Origin of the sequence: Pseudomonas sp. FSL W7-0098 (assembly GCF_005930585.1) — a bacterium.
GTDB lineage: Bacteria > Pseudomonadota > Gammaproteobacteria > Pseudomonadales > Pseudomonadaceae > Aquipseudomonas > Aquipseudomonas bubulae.
This window is the reverse complement of sequence record NZ_RXHW01000006.1, coordinates 85164-101022: the sequence shown is the minus strand read 5'-3', so window position 1 is coordinate 101022 and position 15859 is coordinate 85164. Positions and strand designations below refer to the sequence as shown.

At 59.4% G+C, this 15859-nt stretch carries 13 protein-coding genes; 11 read left to right on the top strand and 2 right to left on the bottom strand.

Translation table 11 applies throughout. The features are described from left to right. Positions 1 to 20: 20 nt before the first annotated feature. The 11 genes from recJ (at position 21) to FHL07_RS12875 (ending at position 14294) form a co-directional block, all read left to right on the top strand. Positions 21 to 1730 carry a single-stranded-DNA-specific exonuclease RecJ gene (gene recJ, locus FHL07_RS12930; protein ID WP_095001261.1) on the top strand — a complete coding sequence of 570 codons (1710 nt, stop codon included), beginning with the start codon at positions 21 to 23 and terminating at the stop codon, positions 1728 to 1730. Positions 1731 to 1935: 205 nt separating this feature from the next. Beyond that, positions 1936 to 3042 carry an NADH:flavin oxidoreductase/NADH oxidase gene (locus tag FHL07_RS12920; protein WP_095020555.1) on the top strand — a complete coding sequence of 369 codons (1107 nt, stop codon included), beginning with the start codon at positions 1936 to 1938 and terminating at the stop codon, positions 3040 to 3042. A 78-nt stretch (positions 3043 to 3120) separates the two neighbouring features. Beyond that, positions 3121 to 3828 carry a tellurite resistance TerB family protein gene (locus FHL07_RS12915; RefSeq protein ID WP_138738573.1) on the top strand — a complete coding sequence of 236 codons (708 nt, stop codon included), beginning with the start codon at positions 3121 to 3123 and terminating at the stop codon, positions 3826 to 3828. 191 nt (positions 3829 to 4019) lie between these two features. Then, positions 4020 to 5696 carry an acid phosphatase gene (locus FHL07_RS12910; protein WP_138738572.1) on the top strand — a complete coding sequence of 559 codons (1677 nt, stop codon included), beginning with the start codon at positions 4020 to 4022 and terminating at the stop codon, positions 5694 to 5696. A gap of 139 nt (positions 5697 to 5835) precedes the next feature. Beyond that, entirely contained in the window at positions 5836 to 7458 is a 1623-nt protein-coding gene (locus tag FHL07_RS12905) for a methyl-accepting chemotaxis protein (RefSeq protein ID WP_095001265.1), read from the top strand. After that, entirely contained in the window at positions 7458 to 7973 is a 516-nt protein-coding gene (locus FHL07_RS12900) for a chemotaxis protein CheW (RefSeq protein ID WP_095020557.1), read from the top strand. The genes FHL07_RS12905 and FHL07_RS12900 overlap by 1 nt, the downstream gene beginning before the upstream one ends. After that, the gene (locus FHL07_RS12895) at positions 7970 to 9244 is read left to right on the top strand and encodes a CheR family methyltransferase (protein ID WP_095018191.1); all 1275 of its coding nucleotides are present in this window, start codon (positions 7970 to 7972) and stop codon (positions 9242 to 9244) included. Before FHL07_RS12900 ends, FHL07_RS12895 begins: the two co-directional genes overlap by 4 nt. Beyond that, a complete protein-coding gene (locus tag FHL07_RS12890) occupies positions 9241 to 9927 on the top strand; it encodes a chemotaxis protein CheW (RefSeq protein ID WP_095001268.1) in 687 nt (228 codons plus the stop codon). The genes FHL07_RS12895 and FHL07_RS12890 overlap by 4 nt, the downstream gene beginning before the upstream one ends. Beyond that, positions 9924 to 12233 (top strand): hybrid sensor histidine kinase/response regulator, encoded by a 2310-nt coding sequence (locus FHL07_RS12885; RefSeq protein ID WP_095018190.1) that lies wholly within the window; start codon positions 9924 to 9926, stop codon positions 12231 to 12233. Before FHL07_RS12890 ends, FHL07_RS12885 begins: the two co-directional genes overlap by 4 nt. Continuing rightward, positions 12230 to 13240: a chemotaxis response regulator protein-glutamate methylesterase gene (gene cheB, locus FHL07_RS12880; protein ID WP_095001270.1), complete on the top strand. Its 1011-nt coding sequence runs from the start codon at positions 12230 to 12232 to the stop codon at positions 13238 to 13240. Before FHL07_RS12885 ends, cheB begins: the two co-directional genes overlap by 4 nt. 52 nt (positions 13241 to 13292) lie before the next feature. After that, positions 13293 to 14294 (top strand): diguanylate cyclase, encoded by a 1002-nt coding sequence (locus FHL07_RS12875; RefSeq protein ID WP_095001271.1) that lies wholly within the window; start codon positions 13293 to 13295, stop codon positions 14292 to 14294. 144 nt (positions 14295 to 14438) lie between these two features. Here FHL07_RS12875 and FHL07_RS12870 read toward each other — a convergent pair whose 3' ends face one another. Together FHL07_RS12870 and FHL07_RS12865 are read right to left on the bottom strand one after the other, a co-directional pair. Continuing rightward, positions 14439 to 15065 carry a riboflavin synthase subunit alpha gene (locus FHL07_RS12870; protein ID WP_095018188.1) on the bottom strand — a complete coding sequence of 209 codons (627 nt, stop codon included), beginning with the start codon at positions 15063 to 15065 and terminating at the stop codon, positions 14439 to 14441. Beyond that, complete coding sequence (locus FHL07_RS12865) at positions 15065 to 15853, bottom strand: class I SAM-dependent methyltransferase (protein ID WP_165446516.1); 789 nt, start codon at positions 15851 to 15853, stop codon at positions 15065 to 15067. The genes FHL07_RS12870 and FHL07_RS12865 overlap by 1 nt, the downstream gene beginning before the upstream one ends. Positions 15854 to 15859 lie beyond the last annotated feature (6 nt).

Here is a 15859-nt window from a genome sequence, read left to right as displayed (position 1 = left end):
TAGAGACTCTTCACCTGCTTATGCGCATCGAACCTCGTCCATTGCCTGAGCCCCTGCCTTTTCTGGGCGAAATGCCAACCCTGCTGACCCGCCTTTACGCCGCACGGGGTGTGCAGTCGCAAGCTGAGCTGGACAAAAGCCTGGCGCGGTTGATCCCGTATCAGCAGCTTAAGGGCATTGATTCAGCGGTGGACTTGCTGGTGGTCGCGCTTGAGCAGCGCCAGCGCATCCTGATCGTCGGCGACTTTGACGCCGACGGCGCCACAGCCAGCACCGTGGGCATGCTGGGTCTGCGCCTGCTGGGGGCGGCCCATGTCGATTACCTGGTGCCTAACCGCTTCGAATATGGCTACGGCTTGACCCCGGAAATCGTCGAAGTTGCGCTGACCCGTACGCCGCAGCTGTTGATCACGGTCGATAACGGAATTTCCAGTATCGAAGGTGTGGCCGCAGCCAAAAAAGCTGGTTTGAGCGTGCTGGTTACCGACCACCACTTGCCGGGCAGTGAATTGCCGGCCGCGGATGCCATCGTCAACCCCAACCAGCCCGGCTGCGAGTTCCCGAGCAAGGCGCTGGCGGGGGTAGGGGTGATCTTCTATGTGCTGATCGCCTTGCGGGCGCGCTTGAACAGCCTGGGCTGGTACCAGAACAGCAAGGCGCCGAATATTGCCGAATTGCTGGATCTGGTGGCGCTGGGCAGCGTCGCGGACGTGGTGCCGCTGGATGCGAACAACCGCATCCTGGTACACCAGGGGCTTGAGCGCATCCGTGCCGGGCGTGCCCGGCCCGGGCTCAAGGCTATTCTGGAAGTGGCCAAGCGTGACCATGCGAAAATCACCTCCACCGACCTGGGTTTTATCCTCGGGCCGCGCCTGAATGCCGCCGGGCGCCTGGACGACATGAGCCTGGGTATCGAATGCCTGCTCACCGATGACGCCAATGCGGCGCGGGAAATGGCTGCGCAACTGGACGAAATGAACCAGGACCGCAAATCCATCGAGCAGGGCATGCAACGTGAAGCGCTGGCCCAGCTCAAGGATCTGACCATCGACAGCATGCCGTTTGGCCTGTGCCTGTTCGACCCCGAGTGGCATCAGGGGGTGATCGGAATTCTGGCTTCGCGGCTCAAGGAGCGTTACTTCCGCCCGACTTTTGCCTTTGCCGATGCCGGGGATGGCATGCTCAAGGGCTCCGGCCGATCGGTGCCGGGCTTTCATATTCGTGATGCACTGAGTGTGGTGGCTGCACAGCATCCGGACTTGATCAGCAAATACGGTGGCCATGCCATGGCGGCCGGGCTGACTTTGCCTGAGGCTAACTTCCCGCTGTTCTGTGAGGCCTTTGATGCTGAAGTGCGGCGTCAATTGCGTGAAGAAGACCTGACCGGGCGCATGCTGTCTGACGGCAGCCTGGCAGTGGAAGAGTTTCACCTGGAGCTGGCGCGTGCCCTGCGCAATGCCGGGCCATGGGGGCAGCACTTTCCCGAACCGCTGTTCCACGGGGTATTCCAGTTGGTGGAGCAACGCATCGTGGGGGAGCGGCATTTGAAAGTCGTGCTCAAGACCGAATGCGGCAGCGTAAAGCTCGACGGCATTGCTTTCGGGATCGATCGCGAAGTGTGGCCGAACCCGACCATTCGCTGGGTGGAACTGGCCTACAAGCTTGACCTCAACGAATTTCGCGGCAACGAAACCGTACAGTTGATGATTGCCCATATCGAGCCGCGCTAATCCGCCAATCCCCTGTGGGAGCGGGCTTGCTCGCGATGCTATCACCGCGGTTGGCCTGACAGGCCGCGGTGCCCGTATCGCGAGCAAGCCCGCTCCCACCAAAACCACCACGTCCCGTTGCGATATGAACTCCCCCTCATCCAGTGTTGTCGACTAGGCTCTTCAGAAGTACTTGGAGCCTGCCCACTGGAATTAGAGGTGACCCATGAGTCTGCTGCTCGAACCCTATACCCTGCGCCAACTGACCCTTCTTAACCGCATTGCGGTCTCGCCAATGTGCCAGTACTCCAGCGTCGATGGGCTGGCAAATGACTGGCACCTGGTCCATCTGGGCAGCCGTGCCGTTGGCGGCGCCGGGCTGATTTTTACCGAAGCCACTGCCGTCACCCCCGAAGGCCGTATCACTGCCCAGGATCTGGGCCTGTGGAACGACGAGCAGATTGAACCCCTGCAACGCATCACCCGCTTTATTCGCGCCCAGGGCGCTGTAGCCGGCATCCAGCTGGCCCATGCCGGGCGTAAGGCCAGCACCCACCGCCCCTGGTTGGGCAAGCATGGCAGCGTCAAGGTGGAGGAGGGCGGCTGGGTGCCTGTCGGGCCGTCACCCATTGCCTTCGACCCACAGCACACTGCCCCAGTGCAACTGGACGAGACCCAGATCAATGAGGTTATCCAGGCGTTCGTGGCTGCCGCCAAGCGAGCGCTGGAGGCTGGCTTCTCGGTGGTTGAAGTACATGCTGCTCATGGTTACTTGTTGCATCAATTTCTTTCACCGTTGAGCAACCAGCGACGTGACCAATACGGCGGTTCGTTCGAGAATCGCATCCGTCTGGTGTTGGAAGTCACCGAGGCCGTGCGCGGTGTATGGCCGCAGGAGCTACCGCTGTTTGTGCGGGTCTCGGCCACCGACTGGGTGGAAGACGGCTGGAACCCTGACGAAACCGTCGAACTGGCACGACGCCTCAAGGCATTGGGCGTGGACCTGATCGACGTGTCTTCGGGCGGTACCGCAGCCAATGCCGAGATTCCGGTGGGGCCTGGCTACCAGACCCGTTTTGCCGAGCGCGTGCGCAAGGAAGCCTGCATTGCCACCGGTACGGTGGGCATGATCACCGAACCGGCCCAGGCCGAGCATATTTTGCGTACCGGGCAGGCCAACCTGATCCTGCTGGCGCGTGAACTGTTGCGTGACCCGTATTGGCCGTTGCATGCAGACGATGACCTGGGCGGTAAAAAGGCCATCTGGCCAGCCCAGTACCAGCGCGCGACCCATCGCGACCAACCGATTCATGAGTCCGACCTGCGCGACTGATAGCCAGTGCTCTTTACGATAAACCTGCCTGCGGGCGGGTTTTCTGGCGCCCCCTGACCCTGTTAAGAGAGGATGCTTATGAGTTTGCTCGACCAACTGCTTAAATCCGGCCAACAGATGCTGGCGAAAAAAACCGGCGCCCAAGGCAGCGCCTCCCGTGACGATAAAGGCGGCCTGGGTGACCTGCTCGGGTCTGGTGGCCTGGGCGGCCTGCTTTCCGGCGCTGGTGGCGGCGCTCTGGCAGCCAGTGCCCTGGGGCTGCTGCTGGGCAACAAGAGTGCGCGCAAATACGGTGGTCAGGCACTGACCTATGGCGGCCTTGCCGCCCTGGGCGTTCTGGCCTACAAGGCCTACGGCAACTGGCAGGCCAATCAGGGCACGGCACCGCAGACCGAGCCGCAAACCATTGACCGTGTTCCGGCGCCGCAAGTGGAGCAACACAGCCAGGCGATCCTCAAGGCCCTGGTGGCTGCTGCCAAGGCTGATGGTCATGTGGATGAGCGTGAGCGCCAACTGATCGATGGCGAGTTGAACAAACTCAATGGCGACCCTGCATTGCGCCAATGGCTGCAAGCTGAACTGAACAAGCCGCTGGACCCGGCAGAGGTTGCCAGAGCTGGCAGCACCCCGGAAATCGCGGCCGAAATGTATATCGCCAGCCTGATTCTGGTGGATGAAGAACATTTCATGGAGCGCGCCTATCTGGAAGAGCTGGCCAAACAGCTCAAGCTCGACCCGGGGCTCAAGATCGAGCTGGAAGCCCAGGTCAAGCAGGCGCAGGGCTAACGCACTCTGTGGGCGCGAGCCTGCATCACGATGCAGGCGCCGCAACATGCTTGTTTTAGACGCTCCGAGCCGCAACGGCCCGGGGCGTTTTTTTATGCTTCGTGGCTTCGATCCACTGCAACTTCCCCGTCATAATCCCCTGTTAGCCTGCCCGCCAGAAATAATTTGTTACGTGTAATCAGGAAGCCGCAATGAGCGACAAGAAAGACCAGGACACCCAACGCCCGGCCGACAGCAGCCGCCGTCGCTTCCTCGCCGGTGCTGCCGCACTGGGCGTTGGCGCGGCCACCTTGAGCGCTTGCGGCAGCAGTCAGCATGAACCCCCCGTCAGGCCGCAACCGCTGACCCCGGCCGAGCTGGACAAAAAGCTCCACGAACAGGTCAAGACCATCGTGGTGATCTATGCCGAGAACCGCAGCTTCAACAACCTGTTTGCAAACTTCCCCGGTGTCGAGAAGCCGTTGTCGGCCCTCAAACCCGCCGACTACCAGCAACGCGACCGTGATGGCAGCCTGCTACAGACCCTGCCACCGATATGGGGCGGGCTGCTGCAAGTGGGACCGCAGACGGTAGATGGCGTGACCTATGCGCCGGGTGAGCAGTTTCAGGAGAGCCTGCCCAACGCCCCCTTCGCGCTGAAAGGGCCGAATCAGCAAGATCTGCCGTTGAATCTGGTGACCCGCGACCTGTGGCACGTGTTCTATCAGAACCAGATGCAGATCAACGATGGCAAGAACGACCAGTTCGTGGCCTGGGGGGATTCCGGCGGCTTGCCCATGGGTTACTACGCCCAGTCGCAGTATTCGCTGCGTCTGTGGGACGTAGCCCGTGAATTCGTACTGTGCGACAACTTCTTCCAGGGGGCTTTTGGCGGTTCGTTCCTTAACCACCAATACCTGATCAGCGCAGCGGTGCCGTTCTATCCGAACGCGAATACCTCTGTTGCCGAGGCGCAGATTGCTGTTTTGCAGGGCGATGACCCTGCCGGTACACGCTTGAAGGCTCTGGACAAATCCCCGGCCAGCGCCATGACCGGCGCCGCGCAGTTCGGCCCCAGCGCTCTTACTCCGGACGGTTTTGCAGTCAACACCATGGCGCCGCCTTACTGGCCGACCTGGATCCGCGACCCCGAGCGTCCCGACTATGCCAAGCCCGACCTGCCAAGCGTACTGGTGCCACAAAGCCATGAGCATATCGGCGACAAACTGAGCAAAAAGAACATTGACTGGGCCTGGTACGCGGGGGCCTGGCAGGCCACGCTGGAGCAGTTCAAGGGCTCGGAAGGGATCCCCAAGATCCCCAACTTCCAGTACCACCACCAGCCATTCAACTACTTTGTTCAACAAGGTCCGCAGAACCCGCAGGAGCGCAGCAAGCGCCTGCGCGACGCAGGCCTGGGCGATGAGTCCGGCAGCAACCGCTTTCTGGCTGACGCCGAGGCTGGCAGCCTGCCTGCCGTGAGTTTCTACAAGCCTCAGGGCAACCTCAACCTGCACGCTGGCTATGCCGATGTGGCTGCCGGTGACCGGCACCTTGACCGTGTGCTCAAAGTGCTGCGCAACAGCCCGCAATGGCAAAACATGGTGATCGTGCTTACCGTGGACGAAAACGGTGGCTGGTGGGATCACGTTGCACCGCCCAAAGGTGATCGCTGGGGGCCGGGTACAAGGATTCCGGCTCTGGTGGTATCACCTTTCGCACGCAAGGGGACGGTGGATCACACGGTGTATGACACCGCTTCGATTCTGCGCCTGATTAGCCGGGTGCATCAGCTGGAAGTGCTGGATGGCCTCAAGCAGCGTGACGATGCCATGAAGGCGCGGGGGCAAGCGCCCATGGGCGACCTGACCAATGCATTGATGTTTTGACAACAGCCCCCCACAGGTTTGAAGTTTTGCATGTAGGAATTTTTGTCTATTGCTGTGAGATCTGTCTCAACGCCTGTACGAATCATTGCTTACCCTCGGCTATACTCACCTTCATTTGAATGGCACCCGAGGATCGACTGTGAAGAACTGGACGTTACGCCAACGCATCTTGGCGAGCTTTGCTGTAATCATCGCCATTATGCTGCTGATGGTTGTTGCGTCTTACTCGCGCCTGCTGTCGATCGAAACCAGTGAAGAAAAGGTGCAAACCGACTCGATTCCCGGGGTCTATTACAGTTCGATGATTCGTAGCGCCTGGGTCGACAGCTATGTCCTGACCCTGGAGCTGGTGGGCTCGCTTAATCAGCGTGACCTGACCAACGAAGACCGCAAGTTGTACGCCAGCTACGAAGACCGCTTGAACAAAGAACTGGATAACTATCGCGGCACTATTTTTGAAGGTGAAGACAGGGCCCACTTCGACGACTTCGAGCGTCTGCATGGAGAGTACGGCGTGGTGTTGGCGAAAATTCTTGATCTCTATCAGAACAAGGATTACGCCCAGGCCCACAAGGTGCTTAGTGAGCAACTGGCTCCAGCCTGGATGGAAGGCCGCAAGTTGCTCAACAGCATCATTGAAGGCAACAGCGAGTCGGCCAAGCTCGCCACTGACAATATTGGGCACGCCGTATTGACTGCCAAGATCAGCATGATCATTTCCCTGGTTATTGCCGTACTTGCAGCAGCGCTGTGTGGCTTCCTGTTGCTGCGCGCAATCATGTCGCCGATGCAGCGTATCGTCACGATTCTGGAAGTGATGCGTTCCGGTGACCTGAGCTCGCGCTTGAATCTGGAGCGCAAGGACGAGTTTGGCGCGGTGGAAACCGGCTTCAACGACATGATGGCCGAGCTGACTACGTTGGTGTCCCAGGCCCAGCGCTCTTCGGTGCAGGTCACTACGTCGGTTACGGAAATTGCCGCTACCTCCAAGCAACAACAGGCCACAGCCACTGAAACCGCAGCCACCACTACGGAAATAGGTGCAACTTCCCGGGAAATTGCCGCCACGTCCCGTGATCTGGTGCGCACCATGACCGAAGTGACCTCGGCAGCCGACCAGGCTTCGATCCTGGCCGGTTCCGGGCAGCAGGGCCTGGCCCGCATGGAAGAAACCATGCACTCGGTGATGGGGGCTGCCGATCTGGTCAACGCCAAACTGGCCATCCTCAACGAGAAGGCCGGTAACATCAACCAGGTGGTGGTGACCATCGTCAAGGTCGCCGACCAGACCAATTTGCTGTCGCTTAACGCGGCCATTGAAGCTGAAAAAGCCGGTGAATACGGCCGCGGTTTTGCTGTGGTTGCTACCGAAGTGCGCCGTTTGGCCGACCAGACTGCCGTGGCTACCTACGATATCGAGCAGATGGTGCGCGAGATTCAGTCGGCAGTGTCGGCGGGCGTGATGGGCATGGACAAGTTCTCTGAAGAAGTACGCCGCGGCATGTCCGAAGTGCAGCAAGTGGGCGAGCAGCTGTCGCAGATCATCCATCAGGTTCAGGCCCTGGCGCCGCGTGTACTGATGGTCAATGAAGGCATGCAGGCTCAGGCTACCGGTGCCGAGCAGATCAACCTTGCGCTAGTGCAATTGGGTGATGCCAGCAGCCAGACCGTTGAGTCCCTGCGTCAGGCCAGCTTCGCGATCGACGAATTGAGTCAGGTTGCCGTTGGGTTGCGCAGCGGCGTTTCGCGTTTCAAAGTCTGATGAGCGAGCTTTCAGCCAAAAAACCGGGCGCCAAGGTGTCGCAAAAACGCCTGTTTCTGGTGTTTTATATTGGTAACGAGCGCTATGCACTGGCCGCTGGCGATGTGGTCGAAGTGTTGCCGCGCTTGCCTCTCAAGCCCATAGCCCATGCCCCCGAGTGGGTAGCGGGGGTTTTTGCTCATCGTGATCGAATGGTTCCGGTGATCGATATCAGTGCCATGACCTTTGGCACCGCCGCCGTAGCCCGCACCAGCACCCGGCTGGTGCTGGTCAATTATCGCGGGCAATTGCTCGGCCTGCTGCTTGAACAGGCCAGTGACACTTTGCGCTGCGATCCGGCGGAGTTTCAGCCCTACGGTGTCGATAACCGCGATGCGCCTTACCTGGGACCGGTGCGCAAAGATGAGGCCGGGCTGTTGCAGTGGTTAAGTGTCGACGATCTGCTCAGCCCTGCGGTATCTGCTCTGCTTTTTGCCCAGGGCGAAGATGACACCTGCGTCCAGGTGGCGCCATGAGTCTTGATCAGCGTTTTTTTGACTATTTGAAGCAGCGCATCGGCCTGGATGTGGCATCGGTCGGCCCGGCGATTATCGAACGTGCCGTACGCCAGCGCTGCATTGCATTGGGCATGGCTGATAACGATCGCTACTGGCAGCGCCTGCTCAGTTCCCAGGATGAACAGCAAGCCCTGATCGAATCGGTGATCGTGCCCGAGACCTGGTTCTTCCGTTACCCCGAATCCTTTGCCACCCTGGGCCGCCTGGCCAGGCAGCGCCTGGCGGAAATCGGCAGCCGACGCCCGTTGCGTATCCTGAGTCTGCCGTGTTCGACCGGCGAAGAGCCGTATTCGATTGCCATGGCACTGTTCGATGCCGGCTTTGCTGCACACCAATTCAAGGTCGACGCCCTGGATGTCAGTCCGCTTTCGGTGCAGCGTGCGCAAAACGCGCTGTATGGCAAAAACTCCTTTCGAGGCCAGCCAACAGATTTTCGTGAGCGCTACTTCTGTGTCGAGAGCGATGGTTATCAGTTGTCGGAGCGGGTCTGCGGGCAGGTCAGCTTCACCGCAGGCAATCTGCTGGATCCGATACTGCTCGCCAGCCACGAGCCTTATGACTTTGTGTTCTGCCGCAACCTGTTGATCTACTTTGATCTTAAAACCCAGCAGCAGGCCCTGGATGTGCTCAAGCGCCTGACCCGTGATGATGGTGTTTTATTTATAGGTCCGGCCGAAGGCAGCTTGCTCAACCGGCTGGGCATGCGTTCGATCGGTGCTCCGCAGTCGTTTGCCTTTTGCCACAATCATGAGCCATTGCCGGCAGCGCGCCCTGTGCTTGCCGAACTCAAGCCACTGGCACGACCAAAAGCGCCAGCGCCTGTGCCGACACCGGCCAGCCGGCCTTTTGCCCCGCGCGCGCAAGCCCCGATCGGGCAAAAATCGGCTTCGCCAGTGGATGGGCCGGGTCTGTTGCTTGAACAGATTGCCAGCCTGGCCAATGAAGGCAAAAGCCTTGAGGCGCGTGCGGTCTGCGAACAGTTCTTGCAGCGGCATGACCCGCAGGCCGAGGTGTTTTACTGGTTGGGCCTGCTCAGCGATGTGCAGGGCCAGACCTCAGAGGCCCAGGGCTTCTATCGCAAGGCGCTGTACCTGGAACCCCAGCATTCGGAAGCGCTGGCCCATCTGGCAGCGCTGTTGGCTTCACAAGGCGATGAAGCAGGCGCCCGGCGCTTGCACGAGCGCGCAGCCCGTAACGGGCGTTCCACTCAAAGTGAGCGTAAACAATGAGCGCTTTAGCAGCACAGAGCTTGATTCACTCCGAAGCGCAGGCCATTGATGACTGCTGGAACCGCATTGGCATCTACGGTGACAAAAGCTGCCCGTTGCTGCCCCAGCATATCCATTGCCGCAACTGCGACACGTATGCTGCTGCCGCGACCCGTTTGCTCGACCGCTATTCATTTGAGCAGCAAAGCCAGGAGCTTTATGCCCCGCAGGCCCATGAGCAAAAGGTTGCAACCTGCTCACTGGTGATTTTCCGCCTGAGTGAGGAGTGGCTGGGGCTGCCCACGCGTTGCCTGGATGAAGTGGCACCGATGCAAACCATTCACTCCCTGCCGCACCAGCGTTCCCGGGCCTTGCGCGGTGTGGCCAATGTGCGCGGCACTCTGGTGCCGTGCCTGTCGCTGGTTGAACTGCTGGGGCTTGACCCTGCCACGCCGGGAGCCTCATCGCAGCGGGTGATGCCGCGCATGCTGATTGTGGCCGCCCACGGTGGAGCCGTGGTACTGCCGGTGGATGAGGTGGATGGCATTCATAATATTGCCGAGGGCGACATCAATGCTGCATCGCTCTCCGGCGAGCATGTCAGCGCCAAATACACCCGGGGTGTGCTGCAGTGGAAAACCCGCAGCCTGCGTTTACTGGATGAAGAGCAACTGTTGAGCGCAATCACCCGGAGCCTGACATGACCCCCGAGCAAATGCGCGACGCCTCGCTGCTTGAGCTGTTCAGCCTGGAGGCCGAGGCGCAAACCCAGGTGCTCAACGAAGGCCTGCTGGCGCTGGAACGCAACCCGACCCAGGCTGACCAGCTGGAAGCCTGCATGCGCGCGGCCCACTCGCTCAAGGGCGCAGCCCGGATTGTCGGGGTGGATGCCGGGGTCAGCGTGTCCCATGTCATGGAAGACTGCCTGGTCAGTGCCCAGGAAGGCCGTTTGTACCTGCAACGCGAACACATTGATGCCTTGTTGCAAGGTACCGACCTGCTGATGCGCATTGCCACCCCCGGCAACACTGTCACGCCTCACGACATCGACGCCTATGTGGCGCACATGAATGAGCTGCTGGATCCGTCTGCCCCCGGTGCGCGGGTGGCGCCGCCCGAATTTGACGTGTCGCAGCTGTTGTTGATGCCCTCGCCAGCAGTACCCGAATTTGCGCCAGAACCTGTGGTTGAGCGTCAGGTCGAGGTGCCAGCCGAGCCGGCAGCGGAGCCAGCACGTCGCCCCCAGCGTCTGACCGAAAGCGGCGAGCGGGTACTGCGGGTCACGGCCCAGCGCCTTAACAGCCTGCTCGATCTGTCGAGCAAATCCCTGGTGGAAACCCAGCGCCTCAAGCCCTTTCTGGTGACATTGCAACGGCTTAAACGCATGCAAAGCACCAACTTGCGGGCCATGGACACGCTCAATGAACACCTCAAGGTCTCGGGCATCAGCCATGAAGCCGAGCAGGCACTGGTCGATGCCCGGCAGATGCTGGCCGAGTCCCAGCACCTGCTCAGCGAGCAGACCGCCGAACTTGACGAATTTTGCTGGCAGGCTGGCCAGCGTGCGCAATTGCTCTACGACACTGCACTGGCGTGTCGCATGCGGCCCTTCGCCGATGTGCTGGTCGGGCAGGAGCGCATGGTGCGTGATTTGGGTCGCGCCCTGGGCAAGCAGATCCGCCTGGAAATCGAAGGCGAGAAAACCCAGGTTGACCGCGACGTGCTGGAAAAGCTCGAAGCACCCTTGATCCATTTATTGCGCAATGCCGTCGACCACGGTATTGAAACCCCGGAACAGCGCTTGCTGGCGGGTAAACCGGCCGAAGGCCTGATCCGCCTGCGCATCTCCCATCAGGCCGGTCTGCTGGTGCTGGAGTTGAGCGATGACGGTGCCGGTGTCGATCTGGACCGTTTGCGTCGCACCATCGTCGAGCGTCAGTTGTCCACCGAGGAGACGGTGGCGCAACTGAGCGAAGAAGAGCTGCTGACCTTTCTGTTTTTACCCGGTTTCAGTCTGCGCGACACCGTCACCGAAGTATCGGGGCGCGGTGTGGGGCTGGATGCCGTACAGCATATGGTGCGCCTGTTGCGCGGTGCCATTGTGCTGGAGCACACCCCCCAGCATGGCAGCCGCTTCCATCTTGAAGTGCCGTTGACTCTGTCGGTGGTGCGCAGCCTGGTGGTTGAAGTGGCCGACGAAGCCTATGCCTTCCCGCTGGCCCATATCGAGCGCATGCGCGACCTTGAGCCCGACGACATCGTGCAGCTCGAAGGCCGTCAGCACTTCTGGCATGAAGGCCGCCATGTGGGGCTGGTTGCCGCCAGCCAATTGTTGCAGCGCCCTGCCAGCCAGAGCGATGACGAAACCCTCAAGGTGGTGGTGATTCGCGAACGCGACGCGGTCTATGGCGTGGCCGTTGAGCGCTTTATCGGTGAGCGCACCCTGGTGGTCCTGCCCCTTGATCCGCGTCTGGGCAAGGTCCAGGACATTTCCGCCGGGGCCTTGCTGGATGATGGTTCACCGGTGCTGATCGTAGATGTCGAAGACATGCTGCGTTCGGTAGACAAACTGCTTAATACCGGGCGTCTTGAGCGTATCGACCGGCGTAACCGGCACACCGCCGAATTGACCCGCAAACGTATTCTGGTGGTGGATGACTCATTGACGGTGCGCGAACTGCAACGCAAGTTGCTGATCAACCGTGGTTATGAAGTGGCTGTGGCGGTTGACGGCATGGACGGCTGGAACGCGCTGCGTGCCGAACATTTCGATTTGTTGATTACCGACATCGATATGCCGCGCATGGATGGCATCGAACTGGTTACCCTGTTGCGTCGCGATAACCGATTGCAATCAATGCCGGTGATGGTGGTGTCGTACAAAGATCGTGAAGAAGACCGTCGGCGCGGCCTGGATGCAGGCGCCGACTATTATCTAGCCAAAGCGAGTTTCCATGACGATGCCCTGCTCGACGCAGTGGTTGAACTCATTGGTGGAGCCCAGACATGAGAATCGCCATCGTCAACGATATGCCCCTGGCGGTTGAGGCCTTGCGCCGGGCGCTGGCGTTCGAACCCGCGCACCATGTGATCTGGGTTGCCGGTGATGGTCAGGAGGCGGTGCGCCTGTGCGCCGAGAACACCCCGGACCTGATTCTGATGGACTTGATCATGCCGGTCATGGACGGCGTCGAGGCCACGCGCCGGATCATGGCTGAAAGCCCTTGTGCGATTGTGATTGTCACCATCGACCGCGAGCAGAATGTGCACCGTGTTTTTGAGGCCATGGGCTTTGGTGCGCTGGATGTGGTGGATACCCCCGTGCTGGGCGGCAGCAACCCCAGAGAGGCGGCGGCGCCTTTGCTGCGCAAGATACTCAATGTTGGCTGGTTGATGGGGCAGAGTGAGAAACGGGTCAAGCCGGTAGTGACCCATGCTCGTGTACCGGGTGTGCGGGCAGGGCTGGTGGCCATCGGTTCGTCGGCAGGTGGTCCGGCTGCACTTGAAACCCTGCTTAAAGGTCTGCCGAGAAACTTTGAGGCAGCTATCGTACTGGTTCAGCACGTTGATCAGGTGTTTGCTGCAGGTATGGCCGAGTGGCTGAGCACTTCGTGCGGACTTGATGTGCGCCTGGCCCGCGACGGGGAGACGCCGCAGGTGGGCACTGTGCTGCTGGCGGGCACCAATCACCATATCAGGCTATTGAAAAATGGCACGCTGGCTTACACCGCCGAGCCGGTCAATGAGATTTATCGGCCATCGATCGATGTTTTTTTTGAAAGTGTTGCCCGCTACTGGAATGGTGAAGCGGTGGGAGTGCTGTTGACCGGCATGGGGCGTGACGGGGCTCAAGGTCTTAAACTCATGCGCCAGCAGGGGTTTCTCACCATTGCCCAGGATCAGCAGAGCAGCTCGGTGTACGGAATGCCCAAAGCGGCAGCGGCCATCGATGCCGCAGTCGAGATTCGCCCATTGGACAAGATTGCGCCACGCTTGCTGGAGAAATTTGCCAAATGACTGGTAGAACCCGGCAAGAGTGGCTTGAAGGCAGTAATTCAGGTGAACGCGCATGAGCGACTTGCAGTTGGACGACGTTAAAACTGATGAAAACGCGGCCATGGTGTTGCTGGTAGACGATCAGGCAATGATCGGCGAAGCCGTGCGCCGAGGGTTGGCCCTTGAACAGAACATTGATTTTCACTTCTGTGCCGACCCGCACCAGGCCATTGCCCAGGCTATCCGCATCAAGCCGACGGTGATTTTGCAGGATCTGGTGATGCCGGGCCTGGACGGCTTGAGCCTGGTGCGCGAATACCGCAACCACCCGGCGACGCAAAATATCCCGATTATCGTGTTGTCCACCAAAGAGGACCCGTTGATCAAAAGCGCGGCGTTCTCGGCCGGGGCCAATGATTACCTGGTGAAGCTGCCGGACAACATCGAACTGGTGGCGCGTATCCGCTATCACTCGCGCTCCTACATGACGCTGTTGCAGCGTGATGCTGCCTACCGTGCGCTACGGGTCAGCCAACAGCAATTGCTGGACACCAATCTGGTGCTGCAACGGCTGATGAACTCCGATGGCCTGACCGGGCTGTCCAACCGCCGCCACTTTGATGAATACCTTGAGCTGGAATGGCGTCGCGCCATGCGTGAGCAGAACCAATTGTCGTTGTTGATGATCGATGTTGATTACTTCAAATCATACAACGACTCATTTGGCCATCTGGACGGCGATGAAGCGTTGCGCAAGGTGGCGGCGGGCATCCGTGATGCCAGCAGCCGGCCATCTGACTTGCCGGCCCGTTATGGCGGTGAGGAATTTGCCATTGTACTGCCCAACACTTCCCAGGGCGGCGCGCGGCTGGTGGCAGAAAAACTGCGCATGGCGGTTGAAGCGATGAAAATCCCGCATATTTCGCCGACAGCAGGCTCCAGCCTGACCATCAGTATTGGCCTGTCGACCATGACCCCGCAGCAGGGTAGCAACTGCCGTGAGCTGATTTCGGCGGCGGACAAGGGGCTTTACCTGGCCAAGAAGAATGGGCGTAATCAGGTGGGTATTGAGTGATTGCTCTCAAGACCTTGTCGCTTGCATCGCAGGCAAGCCAGCTTCCACAGGTTTTGTGTCGTTCACACAGCCGGAGTGCTTACAGCACTGTCGTGGGAGCGAGCCTGCGCGCGATGGCATCAACGATGACTGCTTTGCCGCACGCTACAGGTTTCCCGGGAGCAGGCGGGCCAGGGTAGTCCTAAGGGTATCCACCAGGGTGCGGGTGGTCTGGTCGATTTCGATATTGACCCGGTCGCCCACCCGCAAGCTGCTCAAATTGGTCAGGGCGAGTGTTTGCGCAATCAGGTTGACCGTCACCCAGTGCCGCTCTTCATCCAGGCTATCGATGGTGAGGCTGCAGCCATGCATACCGACAAAACCCTTTTTGAACAGGTAGGCAAAGGTCGACGCATCCAGCTGGAGTTGCGCAGTCACCGTTTCGCCCAGTGGCTGCCACGACACGACCTGCGCGGTACTTTCAACATGGCCGTACAGTGCGTGCCCGCCATTCTCATCGCCAGTTCGATGTGAGCGTTCAATATTGACCTGCTCATCGATACTCAAGTGTTTGAGTGTCGTGATTTCGGCCGTTCTGTGAGAAATATCAAACGTCGCGGTGCCTGCAGAGTAGGCAACGACGGTCAGGCAGGTGCCGTTGACCGACACGCTGGCACCGATATCAACGTTTTCGAATAGAGAGGCTTTCTGGGCCAGGACGATACGTTTGTGCCCAGCCTGCGTGTGCACCGACAGCACCCGGGCAGTGCCTTGAACAATTCCGGTATACATCAGGCAGCCCTCCTTTTAAGCAGCATCAAGCCAGTGGAATACGCGGTTTTGTATTCTGCGGCGCAATAGTGCTCATAGAGTTTTTGATAGTAAGCGGCGATTGCCAGGTCGCGGACGCTTTCTTCGAACTGGCCATAGACCACGGAGCCGCTACCCAGGTGCCAATCCCTGAAATCTTCAAACGTCTTGAAGTGCACGGGTTCCTCGATACGGTGCGAGCGAATGATCTCGAAACCGTGAAGTGCCGTGACAAGGGAGTGCCTGTTGAACCTGAAATCATCGAATACCACGGGCTCGGCAATACAGGGGTATTGCTGGCGGATAGCGGTCAGCACCCGCTCCTGGATCGATCGCTCACCTTGTACATAATCGAAGTCGAACGCACAGGATAAATATAAGTAACCGCCCGGTTTCAAAGCCCTGAATAATTTATCGATAACGGTTTGTTCGTTGGGAATAAACCAATGCAGGCAGGCGGCACAGACGGCTGCGTCAAACGCTGGCCAGTGTTCGAGGGAACAGTCCAGGAAGTCGCTGACCATAAATCTGATATTGGGTGCTGCATGAGCGCGGTTGGCGTACGCAATCATGTCAGCGGAAATATCAATGCCCACGTACTGCTCAATCTTTTCTTTGTCCGTGAAGAGCAGGGTATTACCGGTTCCGCACCCGACATCCAGCAATGTGCCTTGGGGGGGAGCGAACGACAGCAATAGTTTCAAACAGCGTCTCTGCAGGTTTTTGGAGGTGCGTTGATAATTTTCGGGAGTAAACCAGACATTCTCCATTTTCTG